Annotated in this window: 14 protein-coding genes, 2 tRNA genes, 1 pseudogene and 1 riboswitch; of the genes and pseudogenes, 6 read left to right on the forward strand and 11 right to left on the reverse strand. The window is 52.1% G+C overall.

Features of this window, described 5'->3' with window-relative positions; translation table 11 throughout:
* Positions 1 to 44: 44 nt before the first annotated feature.
* The 6 genes from A3EQ_RS0106205 to A3EQ_RS20720 all read right to left on the reverse strand — a co-directional run bounded on the left by A3EQ_RS0106205 (position 45) and on the right by A3EQ_RS20720 (position 5803).
* A complete protein-coding gene (locus A3EQ_RS0106205; RefSeq protein ID WP_020154320.1) occupies positions 45 to 371 on the reverse strand; it encodes a hypothetical protein in 327 nt (108 codons plus the stop codon).
* A 401-nt stretch (positions 372 to 772) separates the two neighbouring features.
* Positions 773 to 1000, reverse strand: a complete 228-nt coding sequence (gene tlp, locus A3EQ_RS0106215) for a small acid-soluble spore protein Tlp (RefSeq protein ID WP_120665626.1) — start codon at positions 998 to 1000, stop codon at positions 773 to 775.
* 283 nt (positions 1001 to 1283) lie between these two features.
* A complete protein-coding gene (locus A3EQ_RS22080) occupies positions 1284 to 1415 on the reverse strand; it encodes an FbpB family small basic protein (protein WP_020154324.1) in 132 nt (43 codons plus the stop codon).
* Positions 1416 to 1834: 419 nt separating this feature from the next.
* Entirely contained in the window at positions 1835 to 4555 is a 2721-nt protein-coding gene (gene acnA / locus A3EQ_RS0106235) for an aconitate hydratase AcnA (RefSeq protein ID WP_020154326.1), read from the reverse strand.
* Positions 4556 to 4765: 210 nt separating this feature from the next.
* Positions 4766 to 4838: transfer RNA gene (locus A3EQ_RS0106240), tRNA-Lys, on the reverse strand.
* 368 nt (positions 4839 to 5206) lie between these two features.
* Positions 5207 to 5803 (reverse strand): hypothetical protein, encoded by a 597-nt coding sequence (locus tag A3EQ_RS20720; protein ID WP_020154328.1) that lies wholly within the window; start codon positions 5801 to 5803, stop codon positions 5207 to 5209.
* A gap of 227 nt (positions 5804 to 6030) precedes the next feature.
* Between A3EQ_RS20720 and A3EQ_RS0106260 the strand changes: the two genes are divergently transcribed.
* Both A3EQ_RS0106260 and A3EQ_RS0106265 read left to right on the forward strand, forming a co-directional pair.
* A complete protein-coding gene (locus A3EQ_RS0106260; RefSeq protein ID WP_020154329.1) occupies positions 6031 to 7404 on the forward strand; it encodes a dipeptidase in 1374 nt (457 codons plus the stop codon).
* A 103-nt stretch (positions 7405 to 7507) separates the two neighbouring features.
* Positions 7508 to 8392 carry a Cof-type HAD-IIB family hydrolase gene (locus tag A3EQ_RS0106265; protein ID WP_020154331.1) on the forward strand — a complete coding sequence of 295 codons (885 nt, stop codon included), beginning with the start codon at positions 7508 to 7510 and terminating at the stop codon, positions 8390 to 8392.
* Between the two features lie 47 nt (positions 8393 to 8439).
* Here A3EQ_RS0106265 and thiT read toward each other — a convergent pair whose 3' ends face one another.
* Positions 8440 to 9012 (reverse strand): energy-coupled thiamine transporter ThiT, encoded by a 573-nt coding sequence (gene thiT, locus A3EQ_RS0106270; protein WP_020154332.1) that lies wholly within the window; start codon positions 9010 to 9012, stop codon positions 8440 to 8442.
* Between the two features lie 77 nt (positions 9013 to 9089).
* A riboswitch (TPP riboswitch) is annotated at positions 9090 to 9198 on the reverse strand.
* Between the two features lie 388 nt (positions 9199 to 9586).
* Here thiT and A3EQ_RS0106280 point away from each other — a divergent pair.
* Positions 9587 to 9919 carry a winged helix-turn-helix transcriptional regulator gene (locus tag A3EQ_RS0106280; RefSeq protein WP_020154334.1) on the forward strand — a complete coding sequence of 111 codons (333 nt, stop codon included), beginning with the start codon at positions 9587 to 9589 and terminating at the stop codon, positions 9917 to 9919.
* 983 nt (positions 9920 to 10902) lie between these two features.
* Here A3EQ_RS0106280 and A3EQ_RS0106295 read toward each other — a convergent pair.
* On the reverse strand, positions 10903 to 11439 hold the full coding sequence (locus tag A3EQ_RS0106295; RefSeq protein WP_020154337.1) for a YceI family protein: 537 nt from the start codon (positions 11437 to 11439) through the stop codon (positions 10903 to 10905).
* 347 nt (positions 11440 to 11786) lie between these two features.
* Between A3EQ_RS0106295 and A3EQ_RS0106300 the strand changes: the two genes are divergently transcribed.
* The 3 genes from A3EQ_RS0106300 (at position 11787) to A3EQ_RS21680 (ending at position 13302) form a co-directional block, all read left to right on the forward strand.
* Positions 11787 to 12245: a YrvL family regulatory protein gene (locus A3EQ_RS0106300; RefSeq protein WP_020154338.1), complete on the forward strand. Its 459-nt coding sequence runs from the start codon at positions 11787 to 11789 to the stop codon at positions 12243 to 12245.
* 89 nt (positions 12246 to 12334) lie between these two features.
* Positions 12335 to 12408, forward strand: a tRNA-Arg gene (locus tag A3EQ_RS0106305).
* A gap of 258 nt (positions 12409 to 12666) precedes the next feature.
* A complete protein-coding gene (locus A3EQ_RS21680; RefSeq protein ID WP_020154339.1) occupies positions 12667 to 13302 on the forward strand; it encodes a coiled-coil domain-containing protein in 636 nt (211 codons plus the stop codon).
* 25 nt (positions 13303 to 13327) lie between these two features.
* On the opposite strand, the pseudogene A3EQ_RS22085 reads toward A3EQ_RS21680, so the two are convergent.
* The 3 genes and pseudogenes from A3EQ_RS22085 to ltrA all read right to left on the reverse strand — a co-directional run.
* Positions 13328 to 13543: pseudogene (locus A3EQ_RS22085) on the reverse strand (YolD-like family protein); the annotation flags it as partial.
* Positions 13544 to 13763: 220 nt separating this feature from the next.
* Positions 13764 to 14030, reverse strand: a complete 267-nt coding sequence (locus A3EQ_RS0106325; protein ID WP_020154342.1) for a DUF2573 family protein — start codon at positions 14028 to 14030, stop codon at positions 13764 to 13766.
* Between the two features lie 401 nt (positions 14031 to 14431).
* Positions 14432 to 15694, reverse strand: a complete 1263-nt coding sequence (gene ltrA / locus A3EQ_RS0106335) for a group II intron reverse transcriptase/maturase (RefSeq protein ID WP_020154220.1) — start codon at positions 15692 to 15694, stop codon at positions 14432 to 14434.
* Positions 15695 to 16254: the final 560 nt, after the last annotated feature.

Genomic DNA, 16254 nt, shown 5'->3' on the forward strand with positions numbered 1-16254 from the left:
GCCCGGACCCTTCCCCGTTTCTTTTTTTGCCGTTAAAGGAATGCTTATTTTTCCTTTTCCGTTGTTGAAAGTTTGCGGAACAGGACGGCCCCGGGATCGATCCCTTCCTTTTCCAGGACTTTCTTCTCCAAGTCCCCGATCAAATCAAAATGGGAATAGCCGTCCTTCCGCCGGTGGATCCATTCCCTCTTCAATCCGTACTTTTTCCCCCACTCCGCCAATTTGTCCAGATCTTTGCAGCCCACTTTCGTCACCGTTTTCGCCCGGGGAAACCGCTCGTCGTACCAAAAATGGGTGATGAAGGCGATTTGGCCCTCATCGATTTTCCTTTTCCATTCTTCCAATTGTTTCCGGGTGATTCCAAACGCCACAGGAGACACCTTCTTTGCCCTTTGTTCTGTCTTGTCGATGGCCGCAAAGCCCGTCTCCATTGTATCACACCGGTTGCCCGCCGTTCATGTTTCCGGCTTGATAGCGATTGTTCCGCGCCCGGGTTTTCCTGACTTTTTCCATCGGCAGCGCAGAGGCCCGATGCCAAGACCTGTCCTTTTGCAAAACCGGTCCGAAAAGTCCGCCTTTTATATCCGATCTTGAGACATTTTGCTCCGCAACGATTCCCGGACAGCGGAAAACCCGTCTGCCAATCCGACCGGCTCCGGCAGGACGGCCTTCCGCCGCCACCCATTCGGGCGCTTTTCCGGCATGAAAAACCCCTTCCGGATGCGGCGCATGAACCGCCGGCTGCCGGAAGGGGCGTCCCCACACTTCCCGTTTATTCCTCGTGGGCGTTTCGGTATTCATCTTTGATTTCTTCCCGCATTCCCCGGATGCTTTCCCGCCGCCGTTCATTTTTCTCTTCGATGGCCCGTTTTTGTTCGGGGTTGGCCGTATCTGCCGACTCTTCGGCCCTTTCGATGTTCTCCAACGTATTTTGGACCATTTCCTGCAATTTTTCCACATTGTCCGAACGATCATCCGGTTTCGGCCGGTTTTCCATAATGACCCTCCTTCGCTGATAAGATGTCATTCTTACTATGTCCAAAACGGGAAGAAATATGAAGGCTGGTCTTCACCCGGAGGGGAGGAATAATCCATCGGATTTCACCGCACGTTGAAACAGAAAAGCCGCCGGGCCAAAAGGGATGCCGGCCCGGCGGCTTTCGGGTGAAAATCCTGCCTGCAAATCCAGCTTTGGAAAGCGTCCGGCTTGTTCGGAAGCAAGCCGGATAACGGTAACGGCCCCTCCCCGTCCTTCATCCCGGGGAGGGGGGAAATATGTGAAATCAATTGGATTTTCGCAACATCTTATTTTCGATCATTTTTTCAATCTTTTCCAGTTCTTTTTGGTTTTTCAGGATTTCCGTTTTGTTTGCCTGAACCAATTCCGTGAAAGAAAGCCTTTTCAACTTCCTCATCGCACCATCACTCCTTCGGTTTCATTATAGCATCTATTATTTCCAAATTCCGTTTCAATTATGACAAATTTTTGAAAATTTTCCTTTCCGTTAAGATTCACGGAATATCCTCTGTCCGGTGCGTGCGATCCGGAACCCGGGCGGAACAAGCCCTGCCCGATCCGCCGGAAAGAGAAAAGGGCGAAGGGAAAAAGGTTTTCCTTTGTCCGCGGATTGGTTCCGGCGGTTACAAAAAAGACGAAAGGGGAACGAAGGGCCCGAAAAAGGGAAGAATATGGAATAACCGACCCAATCGACGGATAAGGCGGCGAAACCGGGCGGCCGGTTCCGGCTATTCCCATCCTTTCCGCCCAAAACCTTTTTCCGAAAAAATAAAGGGGATGTCCCATGGAACATCCCCTTTTGCCCGGATTCGCTGCTTATGCCGACGTCTTCGCCAATTTTTCCCGCAAGACCATTTGCAGGATGCCGCCGTGCCGGTAATAGTCCACTTCCACTTCCGAGTCGAACCGGACCAGCACTTCGAATTCTTTTTTCTCCCCGTCTTTCCCGTGGGCAACGACTTTTATGATCTGACGGGGTTTCACGTTTTCGTCGATGTGGATGTCAAAAACTTCTTCTCCCGTTAGACCCAAGGTTTGCGCATTTTCGCCGGGTTTAAATTGCAGCGGCAAAACGCCCATCAAGACCAGGTTGGAACGGTGGATCCGTTCGAAGCTTTGGGCGATGACCGCCTTGATCCCGAGCAAATTCGTTCCCTTCGCCGCCCAGTCGCGGGATGAGCCCATGCCGTAATCGTGGCCGGCGATGACGACCAGTCCCGTATTGTTTTCCTTATATTTCATGCAGGCGTCGTAGATCGGCATCACTTCGCCGGTCGGCCAATAGGTGGTATAGCCCCCTTCGGTGCCCGGAGCGATCTGGTTGCGGATCCGGATGTTGGCGAAAGTTCCCCGCATCATGACTTCGTGGTTGCCGCGGCGGGATCCGTAGGAGTTGAAATCCCGGACGCTGACCCCTTTTTCCAGCAAATATTTGCCGGCCGGCGTATTTCTGCCGATGGCCCCCGCCGGCGAGATATGGTCCGTGGTCACCGAGTCGCCGAACTTGGCGATTACCCGCAATCCGGTCAACGGCTTAATTTCTTCCGGATGGGGCGAAATATCCGTGAAGAAAGGCGGGTTTTGAATGTAGGTGGAATTTTCGTCCCATTGGTACAGCGGCTCATCGCCGGTTTCGATCTGATTCCAGCGTTCGTTGCCGTCGAATACCCGTTCGTATTCCTTCCGGAACAATTCCGGTGTGACGGTCTTTTGCACATATTCTTTGATTTCATCGGCGGAAGGCCAAATATCGTCCAAATAGACGTCGTTTCCGTCCTTGTCTTTGCCGATCGGTTCCTTCGTCAAGTCGATATTGACGGTGCCGGCCAAGGCATAGGCGACGACCAGCGGCGGAGAAGCCAAATAGTTGGCCCTGACCAAAGGATGGATCCGGCCCTCAAAGTTCCGGTTGCCGGAAAGGACGGACGCGACCAGCAGGTCGTTTTCGGTGATCGCCTTTTCAAACTCCTCTTTCAACGGCCCGGAGTTGCCGATGCAGGTCGTGCAGCCGTAACCGACGAGGCTGAACCCGAGTTTTTCCAAATAGGGATACAGGCCGGAATCCCGCAAATATCCGGTAACGACCTTCGATCCCGGCGCCAGGGAGGTCTTGACGTATTTCGGGACGGTGAGCCCTTTTTCCACGGCTTTTTTGGCAAGGAGCCCCGCCCCCAGCATCACGTAAGGATTCGACGTGTTCGTGCAGCTGGTGATCGCGGCGATCACGACGGCACCGGTTTTCATGACCGTCTTTGACCCGTCGGAAAGTTCCACGGTCACCTCTTTCTTCAATTCGTCCGGATCCAAGCCGAAACCTTGATTCCCCGCGGGCGCGGAAATGGCCTTCTGGAACGATTCCTTCATCTTGGAAAGGGGAATCAGATCCTGCGGCCGTTTCGGTCCGGACAAATTCGGTTCGACGGTCGAAAGATCCAATTCCAATACTTCCGTATAGACGGGATCTTCCTTATCGGGCGTAAAGAACATGTCATTCAATTTCAGATAAGTTTCGACCAGTTGGATATGTTCTTCGCTGCGGCCGGTCAAGCGCAAATAATCCAGCGATTCTTTATCGACCGGGAAAAATCCGCAGGTTGCCCCGTATTCGGGCGCCATGTTGGCGATCGTCGCCCGGTCGGCCAACGGCAGCTTGGAAACGCCGGGCCCGAAGAATTCGACGAACTTGCCGACGACTCCCTTTTGCCGGAGCATCTGCGTCACCCTTAACGCCAAATCGGTCGCCGTCGCCCCGTTGGGCAATTCGCCGGTCAATTTCACCCCGATCACTTCCGGAATCGGGAAATAGGACGGCTGACCGAGCATCCCGGCTTCCGCTTCGATGCCGCCCACGCCCCAGCCGAGCACGCCGAGGCCGTTGATCATCGTCGTGTGGGAATCGGTCCCCACCAACGTATCCGGATAGGCTTCATATTCCCCGTTCTCCAATTCTTTGACATGCACGACGCTGGCCAAATATTCCAGGTTGACCTGGTGGACGATCCCGGTGGCCGGCGGTACCGCCCGGTAATTTTTGAACGCTTTTTGCGCCCAGTTCAAAAATTGGTACCGTTCCTTGTTCCGTTCGAATTCCAGCTCCATATTGACCTTTAAGGCATCGGGCGTGCCGTATTTATCCACTTGGACCGAGTGGTCGATGACCAGATCCACCGGAATTTCCGGGTTGATGAGTTCCGGATCTCCGCCCATGTCGGCCATCGCCTTGCGCAGGGAAGCCAGGTCAACAATCGCCGGCACTCCGGTAAAATCCTGCAAAATGACCCGGGAAGGCTTGAACGGGACTTCCCCCTCGGATGCCTCCGGCGTCCCCCACTTCGCCAAGGTATCCACATGTTCCTTCGTAATGACTTTCCCATCCACCTGCCGCAATACCGATTCCAGGAGGACCTTGATCGAATACGGCAAACGGCCGATCTTCGCGACCCCCGCTTCTTCGATGGCTTTTAACCGGTAATAATGATACCGTTTCCCATTTAATTCAAAGGTTTGTCTCGCGTTATACAAATTTTGTTCTGCCAAAAAGACTCCCCCTTTGCTCTTCCCCCTGTCGAACGGCGACGGTTTCGACAGGTTTTTTTCTCCATTGTTTATCTTAATATATTTTTATATATAAGTAAATGAAAAGAACGTTATCGTTTTTTATAAATAAAACTTATCATTTAAAAATAAAACTTATCATTTAAAGAAAAAGCAACGCTCCCGTTTTACCGGGAGCGCTGCCTATGCGTATGGGGCATGCAGGATTCGAACCTGCGACCTTCTGATTAAGAGTCAGCTGCTCTACCAGCTAAGCTAATGCCCCGTCATTCAACAGTGATTATATTAACATAATAAATCAAAAAGATCAATCATTGTTTTAAAAAAATTTCTCGAAAAAATGCCTGCTTCCCGCGGCGGAAAAACATAGGCCCTGGAAGGATGAAACCAAACGGTTCGCCTGCCCGTTTTCCCTGAATCCGGGCAAAACCTCGGCGAAAACGCCTTCGGTTCCGCGCCGCCTTCCATGCGCCGGAAAAAGACGAATCCTCCCGCCCTTGTCTTGCGCCTTCCGGATCCGCAAGCCATCCTTCCTTTTATCTTAAACGGTTCACCGGCTCAAGCGGGCGGTTCGGGAAAGCGGCAAATCAAGCAAAAAACCCTCCGCTGCGGCTTGCATGAACCCGCATCCCCTTATTTTTTGATGTCCTTTTCCGTAAACATCCAAACCGCAGAGATGTTTTCATTCAACGGATTTTTGAAGTCCACGATGTAATGGTCGGAAACGGCGCTGTCGAAGGCGACCTCACCGGTCATTTTTTCCCCGGGTTTCAACAGACGGCTGATATCCCCCTTCGTTTCTATCAACGCGAGATCCTGCTTTTCATTGTCAGCGAGGAGCGTCAACAGCGGCAGCGGGGTGATTTTGACCTCCCGGTCGCCATGATTGGCAATTTCAAATTCGAGCCCGATAAATTTGCCCCGGCTCGCTTTGATATGCCCGACGATGATCTCCCGCACCCGCAAAAGTTTCACCGTCAACCCGTTCAAATTTTGCTGGTCGCCTATCCTGTAAATTTTCCCCTTCCCTTTTTCCTTCGCATCCGGATTGGCTTCCGCTTCGTCGGGAAGTTTCGCCGAAACCTGAACTTCTTTCACTTTCGCCGCATGGGTCGGCCTTTCTTTGGCCGTTTCCTCATTCGCGTTCCTCGATGCCAGAAAACCGGCCATCATGACAAAAAACATCGCCGCAGTGACGATGAAAAAAATCGTCTTTGGTCGAATATTCATTATTTTCCTCCTAAATAAGCCGAAATTCCTAGAAGTAATTGTAGGACAAGTTTCGGCATCTGTAAATAAGTTTTTCAGAATATTCATATGGATGTCATACATTGGCGGCGGTCTGATTCAAATCAGCCGGCCCGAAAAATTTCGGAACTGGAAATATTTCTGGAAAAATCCGCCCGATTGTCGTAAAATCAAACTAAAATATTAAGGAAAAAACGGAGGTCTTCAGGATGGAAAACGTTCAAGAATACTTCAGGAAAAACAGGGATGAGCATCTCCGGCAGCTGAAGGAATTTTTATCGATTCCGAGCATCAGCTCCCTGTCGGTACATAAAGAAGACGTGCAAAAATGCGCCGAGTGGCTGGCGGATCAATGCCAATCGATCGGCCTGGAAAACGTCCGGGTGTTTCCGACGAAAGGCCATCCCGTCGTGTATGCCGATTGGCTCCATGCGGAAGGGGCTCCCACCGTCCTCATTTACGGCCATTACGACGTGCAGCCGGTCGACCCCCTCGATTTATGGGAAACGCCACCTTTTGAGCCCGTCATCCGGGATGAAAAAATTTACGCCCGGGGCTCCTCTGACGACAAGGGCCAAGTCTTCATGCATATCAAGACGCTGGAAGCCCTGCTCAAGACGGAGGGCAAGCTTCCGGTCAATGTCAAGCTGATCATCGAGGGGGAAGAGGAAATCGGCAGCCCCCATCTGCCCGAATTTGTCGAGGAACATCAACAGCTTCTTGCCGCGGACTGCCTGGTGATATCCGACACGGACATGATCGCCGAAGGACGGCCGAGCATCTGCTACGGATTGAGGGGACTGGCCGGTTTGCAAATCGATTTGACTGGGCCCAAGAAGGATCTGCACTCGGGCCAATACGGCGGCGGCGTGCAAAATCCGGCCCACGCCCTGGCGGAGCTGATCGCATCCTTCCACGACGAAAAGGGAAGGGTGGCGGTGGAAGGCTTCTACGATCGGGTGGCTGAAATTTCCGAGGCGGAAAGAAAGGCGCTGGCCGCCCTAGACTTGGATGAGGAAGAGATCCGCAAAGAGCTGGGTGTGCCCGAACTTTACGGCGAAGAAGGGTATACCTACGTAGAAAGAACGTCGGTCCGCCCGACATTGGAAGTCAACGGCATGTTCAGCGGATTCCAGGACGAAGGGATCAAGACCGTCCTGCCGGCGAAGGCCACCGCAAAAATCACATGCCGCCTCGTGCCCGACCAGGATCCGGAAGAAATCCTGCAATTAATTGAAAAACATATCGAAAAACATTTGCCGAAGGGCGTCACATACCAAGTGACCCGTTTCGACAAGGGGGAACCGTTCGTAACGCCGCTGGACCATCCCGCCATTCAAGCGGCGGCCAGGGCTTATGAAAAGGTTTATAAGGTGCCGGTCACCTTCACGAGAAGCGGCGGATCCATTCCCATCGTCGCCACCTTCCATAAACTGCTGAACCTTCCCGTCGTCCTGATGGGCTTTGGACTGCCTTCGGAAAACGTCCACTCCCCGAATGAGCACTTCCATCTGGAAAACTTCGACAAAGGCCTGTTGACCCTTTCGATCTACTGGCATGAATTGAATAATTCCCTCCGGTGACGGGGATTTTTCCCCGTTACCCGGTTTTTTGCGCCTTTTTTCGTTCCGGGAAAACCGTTATAATGGGGAAGGAACGGTTCCGCTTCAAGAAAAAGAAAAAGGTGTGAGAAAATTGATCAAATGCATTGCGACGGACATGGACGGCACCCTTTTGAATATGGATCAAACCATCAGCAAAGAGAACGCGGAGGCGATCCGGACGGCCAGGAAAAGGGGCGTCGAAGTCATCGTTTGTACGGGGAGGTCCTATGAAGGCGCCCGTTTTCCGTTGACGGAAGCCGGGCTGGAATGTTTCCTGATCTGCATGAACGGCGCCCAAATCCGCACCTTTGACGGGGAGATCCTTTCTTCCATTCCCCTCGATCCGGCAATCGTCCGGAGCGTCCATCCGATCCTCGAAAAATATCAAATCTATTACGAGATGTATACGAACAAAGGGCAGCTTTCCACCGAATACGAACATGCGGTGGCCACGGTGGCCGACATCCTTTCCAAAATCGGCAATTTCCCCTCGTTCAAGAAGGTGATGGAGGGAGTCATCACCCGTTTCGCCAAAGGAAAAATAAAATTCGTCGGGGACTACGGGCCCATCTTTTCCGATCCCTCCTACGAAATCTATAAAATCATCGCCTTTTCTTTAAACGAGGAAAAACTGGAACGGGCAAGAGAGGAACTGCAAAGGATCGGCGGAATCGCCATCAGCTCCTCATGGCACAACAATTTGGAGATCACCGATATCCGGGCCCAAAAAGGGATCGCCCTGGAAACATTCGTCGCCTTAAAAGGCTGGTCATTAAAGGAGACGATGGCCATCGGGGACAACTACAACGACGTCTCCATGTTGGAACGGGCGGGCTTTTCCGTCGCCATGGGAAACGCGCCGGAGGATATCAAAAAAATCTGCCATTACGTCACGGACACAAACGACAACCACGGGTTCAGCAAGGCGGTATACAAGATCCTCGAGATGAACGAACAAGCGATATAACGAATGTACGCCAAACCAAAAAGGGTGCCCGATGTTTCGGGCACCCTTCATTTCACCGATTGGGTCAAAAGGCGGGGCGCAGTGCCTAAAACCAGGATCAGGACGATATAGCAGAACAAGGCCGATCCGAGCATGGTCATCCCGTTGATGACGAAGGAATAGGCGATCGCTCCCCACAGCGTGGAACTGGCTTCCGCCCAAAAGATGAATCCGGCGATGAAATGCCAAAAATAACGGGCAAAACTTCCGATAAATACGGCCGCGAACAAAAGCCACGCCCGCCCTTTCCAGTTTCCTTCCCGGAAACTTTTTTGGACGGCCCCTTTCAAAACCCCGGCAAAGCCGATGCAGGAAAAGGCGACAAAATATTCGATGAACCCTTGCAGAGGCGTTAAAATATAAGCGTCTCCCGTGATCACCTGAAGCAGGCCCCACAAAAATCCGCCGGCAAACCCCGCGGTTATCCCCCAACGAAAGGCGAGAAGAAAGATCGGTACCATTGCGAAAGAAATGGAAATGTTCGGAGTGGGATTGACGGACGGGAGAATATCCAGCACGTAGGCGAGCCCCGCCATGATCGCCGTTTCAATCAGCGCCTGCAAACTCAGTTTTTTTCGCATAAAAAAACCTCCTATGATTTTTTTGAACGTTCCATAGGAGAAAGCTGAAAAAGGCACGGCTTATCCCTGATAAACCCGCCGTTCGCTTTCCACAATCCCTGCGCTAGCATTACCTAGATCAGGTACGAAGGGTCTGAACTTAAAAAAGTTCACTCTCAGCCGAAAACAGCTCCCCCTGTGGAAACGTCGATTCAATTTTCACATCCATTATAGAATAATCCGGACCGAAAGGGAAGATGCAAAATGAAGGGCGTGCCGGGCAAAAGGGTTGCGCCGCCGGGTTTTCGTCGAAGTTTCCGTCCATTCTTCGCCGGAAATCATCGTGACCGAACGGCGGCCGCTTTTTCCGCCATCCCCGCGGCCGCAAGCGCGCAGCCTTTCCGGCAGATTTCGCGTTCGCTTTTCGGGGTTAGCAGATCCCGCTCCCTCCCCTTCCCCCGGATATCAAGGGAAACGAACGGCCGTTCCCGGCCAACAAGAAAATGTAAAGCCGATCCATTTACTTACTATTGGTAAGAAGGTATAATTTTTATAACGAGGGGTGGACGGGAGTTTCAGGGTTGGAGGTGGAATTATGAAAAGCTCGCTTTGCCCGAAGATGGAAAAAACGCTGGAAATGATCAGCAAACGCTGGACGGGTCTCATCATCTTCCAACTGCTGAAGGGCCCGCAGCGTTTTTGTGAAATAGAAAACGCCATCCCGATCAGCGGGCGGCTTTTGTCGGAACGGCTGAAGGAACTGGAACATGAAGGAATCGTCTCCCGGAAAGTCTTTCCGGAGGTGCCCGTCCGGGTGGAATATTCCCTTACGGAAAAAGGGAAAGCCTTTCGGCCGATCATGGAAGAGATCCAAAAATGGGCCGAAAAATATATGGAGGTCGATCCGCAGCCTGTCAGCAAACGCTGAAAATACCGGATAAACCGTCGGTTTCCGCCAAAACCGGATACGGCGGCGGGTCCGGTGCCGGGTTGCCTCCCTGGTCCCTTCGGTTTCGCCTTCACTGGGGAAAAAGACCACCTGTCGGGAGAAGGCGGACGGGCATAAACCCCTTCCGCCCGTTCCGTTGCGTCCCTCCTGGGTGCCCGAAGGGAGCCGGCGTCCCCTTGCTTTTGGGGTGGTGCGCACCGCGGAAACGGAAGGCGGCCGGCGAATTCCGCCGGAAAACACGGACGCCGTTTCAGACGGCTGCGTCCGGATGCGTTCCCGGGATGCCCAAGACCGGAGGCCTGCCCGGCCGCCAAAGGTTTTGCCGGAAATGCGGCAGAGGCGGAAACACGGATCGTCCGCCCCCTTATCCGGGGATGTGCGGCGGAGATGGCAACCAAAACCGGAAGACGGTCCGGAGATTTGAACAAGCAGGACCAAAGGGCCCAGGATATGGGAAGGGCGGAATCCGTTCCGCGGCGTGACGGAGGCTTCCGGTTCCTTTGGGAAAAAACCGGGCGGCTTCCGGGGAAGCCCGAAAAAATCCGGGAAGGGATCCGGGAAAGATCCGCAACCCCGCCGGCATCGGCGATGGAAGCGATCGGGCCTTTTTCCCGCCGCTTAGACCGGAAAGCGCGGTTGGATTTTACAAGCCGTTTTGCAATCGGTTTCATTCAGTTAAAATCGGCCTGCCGCTGCATACGGCCGTTGCGGACCGGGCCGCCCCTCCGCCCCGGTTCATCCGGCATGCGCCTAAGAACCGCCGGGACCGTTTGGCCGTATCCATTTCCATGAGCAAAAAAATTTGAAAATCGGAGGAGAAAAAGCCGTTTCCCCCTTGCAAACGGGATTATTTTCCGGATCTCTGCTGCGCAGCCCCTGTCTTGAGCACCGCCCTTCGATCATCAAAGAAAAAACCGCACCCTGGACCGTCCATCGGACGCCGGGTGCGGTTTTGCTTCCGCTTATTCTGCCCTTGCGGCTTCAATGTGCACGGTGATTTTCACTTCTTCGCCCACGAGCACACCGCCGGTTTCCAAAGCCACGTTCCATACCAGGCCGTAATCCTTCCGGTTAATGGTGCCGGTGACCGTGAATCCCGCCTTTTCGTTGCCGCTCAGCGGATCTTTGGCCAGGCCTTCAAATTCCGCAACGAAGGTTTCCTTGCGGGTCACGCCGCGGATCGTCAAATCCCCCGTGACATGATAGCTGGAATCGTCCTTTCTGGTAATTTCCGTCGCTTTGAAGGTGATATTAGGATATTGTTCCGCATTGAAGAAATCGGCGGATTTCAGATGGTTGTCCCGGTCGGTATTTCTCGTATCGATGCTGTCCACTTCCACGGAAAACTCGATGTCTGCCGTCGTTAAATCGTTGGGGTCCGCTTCGATATTCGCGGAAAAACGTTGGAACGTCCCGTTAACCCGCGAAATCATCATGTGCTTTACCGAAAAATCCACTTGGCTGTGCGCAGTGTCCAATACCCATTTACTTTTTCCCATATATATACCTCCTAAAAGTTACTTACTTTATGTAAGTTTATAGTCAATTGTTAGTATAGGGGATATCCGCCGGATTGTCAATCATCTTGTCAGAAGATTTTCATTCCGGACGACCGGCGTGCGTCGCTGCTGTTTTATGGAGGAAAGGCGCGCTTTCCGGAAGATCAATCCCTTCCCATCTTTTCCCCGCCGTACGGAAACGATTCGTCTCATTCCTCATTTCCCTATTTTCTGTATTATCGCTCAAGTCGGACAGTTTAATTGATGGTTTTCACATGGGCCGATTTTTTTTATACTTGACTTATACGGGCATGTTCCGCCCATGAGAAACGCAGGGTGCGAAACGGATGAAAAAGAAAGATTCCTTGAAAAACGTTCCGGTTCATGAAAAAGTGATGATTTTTTCGCTGATCGGCCTGGCCATCCTCCTTGCGCTGGGAGGCCTGTTCCTTTTCTTTTTTCTTGCGGTGAAGGGGCTATTTTTTCTCTTCGGCGTCCGCTGCGACAACGGGGACGTCCTTTGGTTCGTCCTTTGGTTCCTCTTTTTCGATACCATCTTTGATCTGTTGAAGTACGGGGGAAAATTTGCAATGGAATACTTGCCCCTGCATAAAACCCAAATGGCCGTCTTGCTCTTTCTCTTTTATTTCCAATGGAACGGCCTCGCGGTTTATTTGGCCGACAGCTTCATGGACAATATCCAGCTCACCTTTGCCGTCCAAACGGTCCTTGCCCTTCTGGCCACACTGGCGGAGGTGGCCTTCGACGATATTTTTTCAAAAAAAATATCCGGCGGGAACGAATAAAAACCGGTGCGGATCATTACAGATTTCTTCAGAAATTCCCTGAATAAGACTTGAAAGTTTTTTTTATACACGTATAATAATAGTGGAATGTCCCGGTAGCTCAGTAGGATAGAGCGACAGCCTCCTAAGCTGTAGGTCGTGAGTTCGATTCTCGCCCGGGACGTAATGACTAAGGAATCTGCCGGAGCGAGCATCCGGCAAGCGCCGCAGAAATGTTGATCTTTCAACGTTTCTGCGGCGTTTTCCATTTTTTGGGGTAGGAATTAATTTGAAATGTTTTTCAAATCATTTTACACAAATTTTACACAAAGAAATGGCGCTACCCCATGGGGGTATTATTTTTTTGAAATCACTTCCAGTATTTCCTGTCGTTCGGTATCATAGAATTGAGAAATTTTGTAAATTAGGAGAGGATCAATTAATGGAAGAAGAAAAGAAGCCTTTTTATAAAAACCACTGGTTCTGGTTCTCCATCCTTGTTATTTTGGCTTTTGCCCTTGGTGAGATGGCGGGCCATTATGTCGCGGGCGTAAAAATCGATGGAAAAAAAGTAAATTATGATCAACTTGTTGAAGAGATCAAGAAAAAAGAAAAGGAGTTATCCGGTGTAAATGATGAATTAGAAAGAATTAAGCAGGAATTAGAGGCGAACAAAGAAGAATACGATAAGTTGCAGGAGCTAGCAAATAATAAAGATAAGCTCACTACCGAAGTCGCCTCCGCTAAAAGCGAATTGGATGGGTTGAAGAGTCAAATAAACGACGCAAAGAAAGAATTGAATCAACTGACCGGCAAAATCGAGGAGGCAAAGACTAAACCAATTAATTTGCCGGCTGGCCATTTTGTTGTGGGGACAGATATTCCCGAAGGCCGGTATAAAATATTGCCGGTTGGTCGTGGCAGCAACTTCTTTGTTTATGACGAGAACGGCGATGTCGTCGTAAATACTATCGTAACCACCGTTCATGATTTAGGCGTTCCGGAATATGTAACATTTCTTGCGAAGGGGTACATCATTCAAGCCGAAGCTCCCTTCAAATACGTCCCGGTTAAATAACAGAAAAGGCACGGCTCCGGCCGTGCTATTTCCATTCGCATTCTATCCCCGCGATTTTTTTCAGATCTAACAAAACGGTTTTCCCTTCCGTTTCCAGCTCAATGGTGCGGGCTATCGGGTCGGCCCGGCGCATAACCCCGGCCGATATTTCATACCGTCGGTTTCGATAATATTTCACTCGAACCCTCCTCCGGGATTGGATAGCCTGTGAAAGAATCTCGTCCCATTCTTCCCAGGCCTGCTCATCAACCGTTTTTGATACTCATCATGTTTTTCCCGTTTAATCCGTTTAACGGCGATATAAAAAGCGGGGCAGGAAGAGCTTTTCTTCCGCCCCGCTTTTTCCGGCATTCATGGGAATGGGACGGCGGCCGGGGAAACGGACGGGAGTGCCGGGCAAAATTCACCTCCCGTTTTCCCGGGCCGCCTTTATCCGAGGAATGGGCAAAAAAGGGCGAAACCTATTCCCCGTCCTTTTTGCCGTGGGTTCTTTTCCGGTGATCTTCGTTCATTTGCTTAATCTCCAGGATGAGGTTCCGCAGTTCCGCCTTCGCCTCCGGATAAAGGGCATTCCAATGGCGGGCCAAATTCGGCATCGATTTGGAAATATGCTGGTACAAAATCCAAAATCTAACCTTTTCCTGCAGTTCCTCATCCGCTTTCCCCAGCAGCAATTCCGTATATTTTTCCAGCAACGCGGCAAACTGCTCGCGAAACTTCGTTTCCACTTCGGGTTCCGCCTTTCTGTTTCCTGAAGTTGGCAGGTTAATAATATAATAATGAAAATCATTCTCAATGTCAATGGCCGCACGGATCCGGGCATTTTTCGCATTCGAAAAAAAGCCGCCCCCTTACTCTGCCTTTGACCGCCTCCCCATTTTCCGCCCCGATGCCCGCCACTGAAACGAAATCCTGGCGAAAACTTGGACGGCTGGCAGGAGAAGTCATCCAAAACCCGCTGAAAACGTATCCCCTTTCTCTGGAAAGCCACCGCCAGCCGTAAACCTGACCGGACCGAAGCGGGCAGAAACGCAAGGCCCGCCCGAGGAACGGACAATCGAGTAGGAGGGGGCGGCTAACCCCCGTCCCCTCACACCACCTAGCATGCGGGTCCGCACTAGGCGGTTCGTCAACCTTGACGGAGTTCGAAGTATCGTTGCGTCAAACTTTTGAGACCTTGGGCCTTCCAGTAGGACTTTCCCAGTGCTTGGTGCAGTTGAGGAGTTTTTGTTGTCCGCCATGCCCCTTTTCGGGTATTCGCAATCTCCAAAACCGTTCTCTCGTTCAGCCCCAGTGCCCTCAATTCGCGCATTCTCGTTCTCACCCGTTTCCATTGGAGCCATAGGCACAGTCGAAGCCGTCGACGCACCCATCCCTCCATGTTCCTGAGAATGGATGGGGTTTCGATGAGTTGGAAATACCCCATCCATCCCATGGTGTATTGATTCACGCGACGAATGCGTTCTTCCATTGGGAGACTCCAGTTGGGATTAGTTGATTGTCGAATGCGCTGTTTAAAGCGTTGAATCGACTTGGGAGCGAGGCGAATGCGTGCTTCCCGTTCCGGTGTAAAGCTGAATCCAAGAAACGTACGCTTCCACGGACGGTCCACGGCGCTTTTCTCCTCATTGACCTTGAGTTTGAGCTTCTTCTCTAAGAACCGTTGGATGCCTTGTTTCACCCGTAATCCTGCCCGTAGACTTTTTACGTAGATATTGCAGTCGTCTGCATAACGGCAGAATTTCAGTCCCCGTTTCTCCAATTCCTTGTCCAGATCATCGAGAAGGATGTTCGCAAGCAGAGGACTGAGCGGCCCGCCTTGCGGCGTCCCTTCCTCCGTCTGCACCTTCACCCCTCCGATCATGACGCCGGCTTGCAGGTACGCGCGGATCAATTTCAGCACGCGTTTATCTTTGACTTTCCGGGCAACCCGGCTCATCAGGATATCGTGGTTGACCCGATCAAAGAACTTTTCCAGGTCGATGTCCACGACATACCGGTATCCTTCCCGGATGTATCGTTGCGCTTGCCGAACGGCGTCATGGGCGCTGCGGCCAGGACGGAATCCGAAGCTGTAGGGAGAGAAGTCCGGGTCAAAGATCGGCGTCAGTTCCTGGAGGATGGCCTGTTGGATCAACCGGTCCATCACGGTGGGAATTCCTAACAGCCGTATGCCGCCGTTGGGTTTCGGGATTTCGACCCTGCGGACAGGCGTCGGCCGATAGGTTCCCTCCAAGAGTTGGGCTCGAATCGAGCTCCAGTGCGTCCGGATATAATCACGGAGTTGATCAGTCGATACTCCGTCGATTCCCGGCGCTCCCCGGTTGGCTTCGACCCGTTTGAGCGCCGTGATGAGGTTGTCTCTCGCTAAGATGCGTTCCAACAGAGCCATTTCAGTTCTTCTCCTTCCGCGGGATGAGATTCAGGTCTTGCCGGGCTGTGCTCAGCCCTTTGACTGAGGACCTCCGGGCTTCACCCATCTTTCCTCAGTCAAGTTCCTAAGGGGAATTCTGCTTCCACGCACAGCATCTCGAAAGAGTCTGATTCACCCCTGAGTTGACGTTCGGCCCTTCCTGTTTCAGGCGTCCCTTACTCCAGTACTATGGCCTCTGCTGACTCCTGTACGTTCAATAGAACCTTTCGGTTCTGGTTACCATCGTCAGAAGGCGTTCCGTACAGGCCTCCCCGGATAAGGGCGGACACTTTCCACTCATGCACCTGCCCAATATACCTCCACAGCCCTTGGCGGCTTGGGACTTCGTCTTGTTTCGCAGACTCGTCCGACTGTGACGGCCTCCGATTGGGTTCGTGTACCTCAGGTCGAGTGTTTGCCTCCAGCTTCCTTCGGATTCCGCCTCACAGCGGACACCCTTGCCTTCAGCTAACGGTAGGCGCTCGCCAGCCCCCGTTCGGGACTTTCACCCTATAGCGTCACACCCATGCCGGGCGTAC

Origin of the sequence: Caldibacillus debilis DSM 16016, from assembly GCF_000383875.1 — a bacterium.
GTDB lineage: Bacteria > Bacillota > Bacilli > Bacillales > Caldibacillaceae > Caldibacillus > Caldibacillus debilis.